8 protein-coding genes are annotated in these 8718 nt (G+C 71.9%); 4 read left to right on the top strand and 4 right to left on the bottom strand.

Features of this window, described 5'->3' with window-relative positions:
* Positions 1-170: 170 nt before the first annotated feature.
* From pgi to FS882_RS14620, 4 genes are all read right to left on the bottom strand, one after another.
* Positions 171-1853: a glucose-6-phosphate isomerase gene (gene pgi / locus FS882_RS14635; RefSeq protein ID WP_158373947.1), complete on the bottom strand. Its 1683-nt coding sequence runs from the start codon at positions 1851-1853 to the stop codon at positions 171-173.
* A gap of 88 nt (positions 1854-1941) precedes the next feature.
* The gene (locus FS882_RS14630; RefSeq protein WP_158373945.1) at positions 1942-2649 is read right to left on the bottom strand and encodes a hypothetical protein; all 708 of its coding nucleotides are present in this window, start codon (positions 2647-2649) and stop codon (positions 1942-1944) included.
* Positions 2639-2836, bottom strand: coding sequence for a hypothetical protein (locus FS882_RS14625; RefSeq protein ID WP_158373941.1), 198 nt, complete (start codon positions 2834-2836; stop codon positions 2639-2641). Before FS882_RS14625 ends, FS882_RS14630 begins: the two co-directional genes overlap by 11 nt.
* Positions 2837-2918: 82 nt before the next feature.
* Positions 2919-3968, bottom strand: coding sequence for an LLM class flavin-dependent oxidoreductase (locus tag FS882_RS14620; protein ID WP_158373938.1), 1050 nt, complete (start codon positions 3966-3968; stop codon positions 2919-2921).
* Positions 3969-4120: 152 nt separating this feature from the next.
* On the opposite strand from FS882_RS14620, the gene FS882_RS14615 reads away from it, so the two are divergent.
* The 4 genes from FS882_RS14615 (at position 4121) to FS882_RS14600 (ending at position 8718) form a co-directional block, all read left to right on the top strand.
* On the top strand, positions 4121-5308 hold the full coding sequence (locus FS882_RS14615) for an ROK family transcriptional regulator (protein ID WP_158373935.1): 1188 nt from the start codon (positions 4121-4123) through the stop codon (positions 5306-5308).
* 103 nt (positions 5309-5411) lie between these two features.
* Positions 5412-6707 carry an extracellular solute-binding protein gene (locus FS882_RS14610; protein ID WP_158374008.1) on the top strand — a complete coding sequence of 432 codons (1296 nt, stop codon included), beginning with the start codon at positions 5412-5414 and terminating at the stop codon, positions 6705-6707.
* A gap of 71 nt (positions 6708-6778) precedes the next feature.
* Positions 6779-7750, top strand: coding sequence for a carbohydrate ABC transporter permease (locus FS882_RS14605; protein WP_158373932.1), 972 nt, complete (start codon positions 6779-6781; stop codon positions 7748-7750).
* A complete protein-coding gene (locus tag FS882_RS14600; RefSeq protein ID WP_158373930.1) occupies positions 7747-8718 on the top strand; it encodes a carbohydrate ABC transporter permease in 972 nt (323 codons plus the stop codon). The genes FS882_RS14605 and FS882_RS14600 overlap by 4 nt, the downstream gene beginning before the upstream one ends.

Here is an 8718-nt window from a genome sequence, read left to right as displayed (position 1 = left end):
CCCGCCGAGCGTGTAGTCGACGCGTCGAGCGAGTAGGCGCCGACTACACGCTCGACGTGTCGACTGCTCGCTCGGCGCCGCGGCGCACCGCGGCGGACGCCTGACACGACGACGGGCCCGCCGCGACGCGCGGTCGCGGCGGGCCCGTCCGAGCGTGGCCCTGCCGGGCGTCAGCCCTGGCGCAGCTCCAGGTACCGCGCGATGAGCGACCGGGTCGACGGGTCCTGACCCGCCAGCGCGTCCGCGTCGCCCTCGACCGCGGGCGCGATCTCGAGCGCGAGCTTCTTGCCGAGCTCGACGCCCCACTGGTCGAACGAGTCGATGCCCCACACGACGCCCTCGACGAACGTGATGTGCTCGTACAGCGCGATGAGCTGGCCCAGCACCGACGGGGTCAGCGACGGCGCGAGGATCGACGTCGTCGGGCGGTTCCCCGGGAACACGCGAGCCGGGACGATCTCCTCGGCGGTGCCCTCGGCGCGGACCTCGTCGGCGGTCTTGCCGAACGCGAGCGCCTTGGTCTGAGCGAAGAAGTTCGCCAGGAACAGGCCGTGCACGTCGGTCCCACCGTCCTTCAGCGGGTGCGCCGGGTTGGCGACCGCGATGAAGTCCGCCGGGATCAGCCGGGTGCCCTGGTGGATCAGCTGGTAGAACGCGTGCTGGCCGTTGGTGCCGGGCTCGCCCCAGAACACCTCGCCGGTCTCCGTCGTCACCGGCGTGCCGTCCCAGCGGACCGACTTGCCGTTCGACTCCATGGTGAGCTGCTGCAGGTACGCCGGGAACCGGTGCAGGTACTGCGCGTACGGCAGGACGGCGTGCGTGTGCGCGTCGAGGAAGTTGACGTACCAGACGTTGAGCAGGCCCATGAGGACCGGGACGTTCTGGTCGAACGGCGTGGTGCGGACGTGCTCGTCGACGGCGTGGAAGCCCTCCAGGAACTCGCCGAACGCGTCCGGGCCGATCGCGATCGCGAGCGAGGTGCCGATCGCCGAGTCGACCGAGTAGCGGCCGCCGACCCAGTCCCAGAACCCGAACGCGTTCTCCGGGTCGATGCCGAACGCCGCGACCTTGTCCAGGGCCGTCGACACCGCGACGAAGTGCTTCGCGACCGCGCCGGTGCGGGCGTCCTCGGTGTCCTCGATCGCGCCGGCGGCGACGAGCTCGCGCCACAGCCAGTCGCGGGCCAGGCGGGCGTTGGTCAGCGTCTCGAGCGTGCCGAAGGTCTTGGACGCGACGACGAACAGCGTCGTCGTCGGGTCGAGGTCCTTCGTCTTCTCGGCGATGTCGGTCGGGTCGATGTTCGACACGAACCGCACCTCGAGGCCGTCCTGGACGTACGGCTTGAGCGCCTCGTACGCCATGACCGGGCCGAGGTCCGAGCCGCCGATGCCGATGTTCACGACGGTCGCGACGCGCTCGCCGGTGACGCCGGTCCACTCGCCGGAGCGGACCTTGTCGGCGAACGCGGCGATCTTGGCGAGCACCTCCTGCACGTCGGCGTCCACGTCCTGGCCGTCGACCACGAGGGTGGGCTCCGCGTCGGCCGGGCGGCGCAGTGCGGTGTGCAGCACGGCGCGGTCCTCGGTGACGTTGATGTGCTCGCCGGCGAACATCGCGTCGAGCCGGGCCTTCAGGCCGACCTGGTCCGCCAGGGCGACGAGCAGGGACAGGGTCTCGTCGGTGACGAGGTTCTTCGACAGGTCGACCGTGAGGTCGGCCAGCTGCCGGGTCAGGCGCGTCGCGCGCTCGGGGTCGGCGTCGAACCAGCCCCGCAGGTCGGGGACGAACGCCTCCTCGTGGGCGGTCAGGGCGGTCCAGGCGCCGGTGGTGGTGGCGTCGACGGGTGCAGTCACGGCGAGTCCCTCTCGGAAGCAGATCGAACGGGGTCCACCGTATCGAGGCCGGGACGGTGGGCGAGCGGGACGTGCGGCCCGCCCGGGGTCACCAGGTGCGGTAGGGCTGCACGTGCGGCGAGTACTCGTGGTCAGGGGAGGTGACCTCCCACCCGTGAGCGCGCAGGACAGCGGCGGCCTCGTCCTGGAGGTCGCGAACGGCGGTGCGGAACTGGCGAAGGCGCCAGCGTTCCCGTTCCGCCTCCAGAACCTGTTGCCACCCTGGTGCTGCGTCGATCCCGCAGTCGCGGATCAGCATCTCGATCAGGTCCTCGAGGCAAGGCCGGAAGCGTTCGCCACCGACGGGCAGGTGGACCTTCGACAGGTCGTGCGGACTGGGTACTCGGCGCGCGTCCGCTGAGTTCGCGATCGACAGGAGGTGGGAGAAGGCACCTCGCTCTGCGTGGACCTGCCAGTGGCAGACGGGGTCTTCCCGCATGTCGCTGCGGTACTCGAGCCTGAGCAACGGCGTCCGGTCGAGCGTCGAGAAGACCCCGAAGTCCGTCCGGGTGGTCTTCAGGTGCTTCCGCGAGTGATCGAGCGTCTGGTAGAGCGCGAGCGACAAGTCGGCGAGGTGCTGGCCGTTCACACAGAGCGGGATCCGCTGTTGCGGCGCGGTGTCCCCGGCCGGCCGGATCGCGTACCGGTCACCAAGGCGCACCGAGACGACCTGGACGTCGACCCCGAGCGCGCCGCGGATCAGCTCGCCGACCTCGCAGGCGAATGCCTCGGAGCGAGCAGCCAGCTCAGAAGTCATCGGCGGAGTCGTCCAGCAGGAAGCTGATCTCCTCCAGCTCGGCGATCGCGTCCCACTCCTCTGCGGAAGGAGTTCCGCTCGACGCCCGAGACCGCAGCGCCTCGATCGTGGTGCCGAGGCGGCGCAAGATCTTGGCTCGACGAGCCAGCAGGTCGTCGCGCGTCACCTCGATCGTCACGGGCGTCATCGGGTCTCCTCCCGTCGCAAGCGGATGTGACGATCCTGCCGCATCGGTCTGACACCCACCACCACCCATGTCCGAGGCCGGGTCACGCGCCCACGGCCTCGCGCACCAGCGGCGCCACCCGGGTGCCCAGGAGCTCGATCGCCCGCAGGCTCTCCCGCTGCGGCACGCCGCTCAGGTCCATCTGGAAGATCTGCCGGTCGTGCCCGAGTACGGCGTGCAGCGCGACGATGCGGTCCGCCACCTCGTGCGGCGAGCCCACGAAGTACGCCCCGCCCTTCGCGGCCTGGGACTCGAACGCGATCCGGTTCGGGATGGCGAACCCGCGCTCGGCGGCGATCCGGCGCATCGTGCTGAGCCAGTACGGGAAGAAGAACTCCCGCGCCTGCTTCGCGTCGTCGGCGACGAACCCCATGCCGGCGACCTCGACGCGCTGGGTGGCGGGGTCGTGGCCGGCCTCGGTGTGCGCGGCCCGGTACAGCCGGACCAGCGGGGCGAAGTCCGCGGGCCGGCCGCCGATGATCGCGTAGGACACGGGGAGGCCGAGCCGGCCCGCGCGGTCCGAGGACGCCGGGTTGCCGCCGGTGGCGATCGCGATCCGCAGGTGCTCGCCGAGGCCCGGCTTGTCGAGCGGGCGCGGCAGGATCTCCGCGGCGTGCAGCGGCGGCCGGAACCGGCCGGACCAGGTGACCGGGTTGCCGCGGTCGATCCGGAGCAGCAGCCGGATCTTCTCGTCGAACAGCTCGTCGTAGTCGTCGAGCGAGGCGCCGAACAGCGGGTACGACTCGATGAACGACCCGCGGCCCGCGAGCAGCTCCACGCGGCCGCCGGACAGCAGGTCCATCGTCGCGAACTGCTGGTAGAGCCGGACCGGGTCCTCGGTGGACAGCACGGTCACGGCGCTGCCGACGCTGATCCGCTCGGTCTGCGCGAGGGCGGCGGCGATCACGGTCGCGGGGGAGGAGATCGCGTAGTCGGGGCGGTGGTGCTCGCCGATGCCGACGTGGTCGAGGCCGACCTGCTCGGCGAGGCGGATCCGCTCCAGGACGTCGCGCAGCCGCTGCGCGGGGGAGGTGCGCGCGCCGGTGACCGGGTCGGGGTGGACGTCGCCGAAGGTGTACAGGCCGAGCTCCATGCCCGGTGCAGCGCGGGGGAGGGGCGGGGCATTCCCGGTCTCGCCGCGGGCGCCCGAGCCGGATGTCGACCCCGTGAACGCCCGGTCACGAAGTGGTCACGGTCACACGAACTCCTTGACGGTCGATTAGTAAGGAAGGTCTACTAACAAACATGACGACGACGACGCCGTCCGCCACCTCGGGCCACCGGGGGGTCGGGCGCACGCTCCGCCCGACGGGCAAGGTGCTTCCCGAGCACGCCCGGGCGCACAACCGGTCGCTCGTCCTGCAGCACCTGTTCCACCAGGGCCCCTCGTCCCGCGCCGACCTTGCGCGCAGCACCGGCCTGACCCGGGTGACCGTCTCCGACCTGGTGTCGGTGCTCATCTCGGAGGGCCTGGTCGGGGAGCTCGGCGTCCGCCCCGAGGGGAAGGTCGGCAAGCCCGCGACCCTCGTCGGGATGCGGACCGAGGACTTCCAGGTCGTGGCGGTCGACCTCGCGGACGACGCCAGCCTCCGCGGGGCCGTCATGACGCTCACCGGCGCGGTGGTCGCGCGACGCACCGTGTCCCTCGACGGCCGCACCGGCGACGCCGCGGTGGCCGTGCTCGAGGACCTCTGCCGCGAGCTGCTGGCCGCCGCGGACCGCCCCGTGGTGGGCGTCGGCATCGGGTCGCCCGGCGTGATCGACGCCGCCGGGGTCGTGGTCGAGGCCCCCAACCGCGGCTGGTACGACGTGCCGCTGGCTGCGCTGCTCGCCGAGCGGCTGGGCGTCCCGGTCCAGGTGGCCAACGACGCGAACACCCACGCGCTGGGGGAGTACACCTACGGCGGCGCCAGCGGCGCCGGCCTGATGGTGGTCACCGTCGGCCAGGGCCTCGGCGCCGGGATCGTGCTGGACGGCGCCCTGGTGCGCGGCCGCGCCCACGCCGCCGGGGAGATCGGGCACGTGACGGTGGTCGACGACCGCGACGTGCGGGCCGGCGACCCCGAGCCCCGGCCGTGCGCGTGCGGGCGCGCCGGCTGCCTGGAGACGCTGCTCTCCCTGCCCGCGCTGCGCCGCGCCACCGCCGGCCGCAGCCCCGAGGAGTCCGACGCGGTCCTCGCGTCGGTCGGACGGAAGCTGGGCGTGGCCCTGGCTCCCGTCGTCAGTGCGCTCAACCTCGCCGAGGTCCTGCTCTCGGGTCCCCCGGAGCTGCTGGACGGAGCCCTCAGGGTCGAGGCGCTCGCCACGCTCCGGGCCCGGACCCTGCCCCTGCTGGGGCAGGACCTCGTGCTGCGGATGGGTTCGTTGGACGAGGACGGGGCGCTGTCCGGCGCCGCGGCCCTCGTGCTGTCCGGTCAGCTCGGGGTCACGTGACGACCCCGAGCCGACCGCTTGCAGTGCCGGTACCACCACCCCCGGCGGGGCTTGCAGGCCCCGCCACGCATCAGGGAGGAACACCAACGTGAAGATCGTACGGATGGCAGCCGTCGGTGTGGCGGCGGCGCTCGTGCTGACCGCCTGCTCGTCGGGCGACGACGGCGGCTCGACCGGGTCCGACGGGACCCCCGAGGCCGCGGAGATCACGCTCTGGCTCAACGGGGCGGACACGCCCGACGAGCTGCGCGACTACCTCAAGACGACCTTCGAGGAGGAGAACCCCGGGTCGACCCTCGTCATCGAGGAGCAGGACTGGAACGACGTCGTCACCAAGCTGACGACGGCGCTGCCGGACGAGGCGAACACGCCCGACGTGGTGGAGATCGGCAACACCCAGTCGCCGACGTTCACCACCATCGGCGCGTTCCGCGACCTCACCCCGCTCTACGACGAGCTCGGGGGCGACGACCTGCTGCCCTCGTTCGTCGAGGTCGGCAAGGCGGACGGCAAGAACTACGCGCTGCCGTACTACTTCGGCTCGCGCTACATGTTCTACCGGGCCGACCTGTGGTCCGCCGCGGGCCTGGAGAAGCCGACGACGCTCGACGAGTTCGCCCAGGACGTCGCGGCGCTGAAGACCGACAGCCAGTCGGGCTTCGCGATCGGCGGCCAGGACTGGCGCAACGGCATCTCCTGGGTGTTCGCGAACGGCGGCGAGCTCGCCACCGAGGACGGCGGGGAGTGGACCTCGACGCTGTCCGACCCGAACACCATCAAGGGCCTCGAGCAGTGGCAGGCCGTCTACCAGGGCTCGTCCAACGTGCCCGCCACCGAGCGCGACGTGGCGTACTGGGACTTCCTGAACGACGGTGCCGACGGCGCCGCCCCGGCCGCCGCGACGATCATGGCCCCGGGCTGGGCCCGCTGGTCGATCGGCGACCTCACCACGAACGACGACGGTGAGGAGGTCCGCGACGGCATGGTGGACGAGTCGAAGTTCGACATCTTCGCCCTGCCGGGCGTGGACGGCGGCATCGCGCCGGTGTTCGCGGGCGGCTCGAACATCGCCATCTCCGCGAAGTCCCAGCACCCGGAGCTGTCCGAGAACCTGCTGCGGATCATCTTCTCGCCCGAGTACCAGCAGATGCTGGGCGAGAACGGCCTCGGCCCGGCGAACGCGCAGTACGTCGACTCGCTCGGCGACGACAAGTTCGCGCAGACGATGATCGAGACGGCGTCCTCCTCCAAGCTCACCCCGGCCGCGCCGGGCTGGGCGGCCGTCGAGGCGGCGTTCGTCTACGAGGAGCTGTTCCAGGCGATCGCCGAGGGCGGTGACGTGACCGAGCTCGCCGCGCAGTACGACGAGAAGATCACGCCGATGCTCAACGGCCAGTGACGTCCTCCCGGCCGCGGGGCACGCGCCCCGCGGCCGGGACCGTCCGGCCACCGCTCGTCAGGAGAGGTGCCATGTCCACCACCGCGGCCCGCCCCGGGCCGGCCACCCCGCCCGCGCCGCCGGCGGCCCCCGCGCCCGCCGCGCACCGGCCCCGCCGCCGTCGACCCGGCCTCACCGCCTACGTCCTGCTGGTCCCCGCCGTCCTCGTCCTGCTCGCCGGCATGGGCTACCCGCTGTACTGGCAGGTCGTCACGTCGATGCAGGAGTTCGGCCTGGCGCAGCAGTTCGGCCAGCCGCCGACGTTCGTCGGGCTCGACAACTACGCCCGCATCTTCACCGACGACCGGCTGTGGGCCGTCGTCGCCCGCTCCATCGTGTTCTGCCTGGTCAACGCGTTCGCCACGGTGATCCTCGGCGTGCTGTTCGCGCTGCTGATGAAGGCCGTGCACCCGGTCGTCCGGATCGTGCTGCAGGTCGCCCTGCTGCTCGCCTGGGCCATGCCGATGGTCGCCGCCGTCACCGTGTGGAAGTGGCTGTTCGACTGGCGCACCGGCGTCGTGAACTGGCTGCTCGTCCAGGTGGGCTTCGACCAGTACAGCGGGCACGCATGGCTCGCCCAGCCGCTGTCGTTCTTCTTCGTCGCCACCGTGATCATCGTGTGGATGTCGGTGCCGTTCGTGGCGCTGTCCGTCTACGCCGCGCTCACCCAGGTGTCCGACGAGGTGCTCGAGGCCGCCCGCATCGACGGCGCCGGCCCGACCCGGATCCTCTGGCACATCACGATGCCGCTGATCCGCCCCGTGCTGTCGATCGTGCTGCTGCTGCAGATCATCTGGGACCTGCGGGTGTTCGCGCAGATCCGGTTGCTGCAGGACAGCGACGCGCCGGTCAGCGAGACCAACCTGCTGGGCAACTTCATCTTCGAGCTCGGCATCGGCCGGCAGGACTTCGCCGGCGCGGCCGCCGTGTCGATCTTCGTCCTCGCCCTGACCGTGCTGCTGAGCTGGCCCTACGTCCGGAACCTGCTGAAGGAGGACGCATGAGCGCCACCACGTCCCCCGCGGGACCCGCCGGGTCGGTGGACCCGGTCGCCGCCCCTCCGGCCCGTGCCGGGACCCCCGCCGTGCCGAGCGCCTCCGGGCCGGGACCGCGCCGGGGAGCCGCCGGGGGCCGGGTCGGCCGCCGGGTCCGCCGCGCGCTGCTCGGGCTGCTGGCCGTCGTCATCGCCGTCGTGTGGGCGTTCCCCGTCTACTGGATGGTGCTGTCCTCGGTGCTGCCGGGCTCCCGGCTGCGGTCCACGACGCCGACGTTCCTGCCGACCGGCGCCACCCTGGCGAACTTCCGGTCGGTGCTCGACGGGGCCGGGTTCGGCACCGCGCTGCGGATGAGCCTCGCGATCACCGCCGTCACCGTCGTCGCCGTGCTGGTGTTCGCGTTCCTCGCGGCGCTCGCGATCAGCCGGTTCCGGTTCCGCGGGCGGCTGACGTTCGTCATCGCGGTGCTGTTCGTGCAGATGCTGCCCGCCGAGGGCCTGTTCATCGCGCAGTACAAGATGCTGTCCTCGGTCAACCTGCTGAACAGCGTCATCGGCGTCTCGATCCTCTACACCGCCGCCGTCGTGCCGTTCACGATCTGGATGCTGCGCGGGTTCGTCGCCGGCGTCCCGATCGAGCTCGAGGAGGCCGCGATGGTCGACGGGCTCAGCCGGGTCAAGGCGTTCCTGCGGATCACCTTCCCGCTGCTGGCGCCCGGCCTGGTCGCCTCCGGGGTGTACGCGTTCCTGCAGGCCTGGAACGAGTTCACCGTCGCGCTGGTCGCCCTGCCGGCCGAGTCCGCCCGCACGCTGCCGCTGTGGCTGCGGTCGTTCCTCGCGTCGTCCGCGAACCGCGGAGTCGACTGGGGCGAGGTCATGGCCGCGTCGACCCTCATCGCCGTGCCCGTGATCGTGTTCTTCCTGCTGGTGCAGGGCAGGATGACGTCGGGGCTGGTGTCCGGAGCGGTGAAGGGCTGA

It is taken from the genome of Cellulosimicrobium cellulans (assembly GCF_007679345.1).
Lineage (GTDB): Bacteria > Actinomycetota > Actinomycetes > Actinomycetales > Cellulomonadaceae > Cellulomonas > Cellulomonas cellulans_A.
The sequence above is the reverse complement of the archived record's forward strand: the minus strand, read 5'-3'. Positions and strand labels throughout refer to the sequence as shown.

Coding starts and splice junctions, on each gene's coding strand:
- FS882_RS14630 (WP_158373945.1), bottom strand. CDS start 2,649: ATGACTTCTGAGCTGGCTGCTCGCTCCGAGGCATTCGCCTGCGAGGTC.
- FS882_RS14625 (WP_158373941.1), bottom strand. CDS start 2,836: ATGACGCCCGTGACGATCGAGGTGACGCGCGACGACCTGCTGGCTCGT.
- FS882_RS14620 (WP_158373938.1), bottom strand. CDS start 3,968: ATGGAGCTCGGCCTGTACACCTTCGGCGACGTCCACCCCGACCCGGTC.
- FS882_RS14615 (WP_158373935.1), top strand. CDS start 4,121: ATGACGACGACGACGCCGTCCGCCACCTCGGGCCACCGGGGGGTCGGG.
- FS882_RS14610 (WP_158374008.1), top strand. CDS start 5,412: ATGGCAGCCGTCGGTGTGGCGGCGGCGCTCGTGCTGACCGCCTGCTCG.
- FS882_RS14605 (WP_158373932.1), top strand. CDS start 6,779: ATGTCCACCACCGCGGCCCGCCCCGGGCCGGCCACCCCGCCCGCGCCG.
- FS882_RS14600 (WP_158373930.1), top strand. CDS start 7,747: ATGAGCGCCACCACGTCCCCCGCGGGACCCGCCGGGTCGGTGGACCCG.